A 298-nucleotide genomic window follows, 5' to 3' on the forward strand; every position below is an offset into this window, starting at 1 on the left:
CTGTAAGTCGTTGGTGGGGCCGGTGAGCCGAATGATGAACTTGTCGTGTTGTTCGCTGCGTTGGATGCGCACCCCGTCCTGTGGTGGGCGCGGTGGCAGGTAGTCTTTGCGCAGCCGGGCAGCGCGTTTGCTGATGGTGGTGGTATCCCCCTCGGTGGCGCACAACTCGGCGGTGTACTCCCAGCGCTTCGTCGGATTCGTGATCCGCCGTGCGGTGCGCTCAATCAGTTCGAGCGTTTCGATGCAGTGCCGGTTGGCCTCGGCCGCGGCGCGTGCTTCGAGTTGGTAGCGCGAGTGG

The 298-nt window shown here is 64.4% G+C and carries 1 pseudogene; it reads right to left on the bottom strand.

Annotation, left to right across the window (positions count from 1 at the left end):
* A pseudogene (locus tag HMPREF2990_RS12950) lies at nt 1–298 on the bottom strand (HNH endonuclease); the annotation flags it as partial.

It is taken from the genome of Corynebacterium sp. HMSC071B10, from assembly GCF_001814825.1.
Lineage (GTDB): Bacteria > Actinomycetota > Actinomycetes > Mycobacteriales > Mycobacteriaceae > Corynebacterium.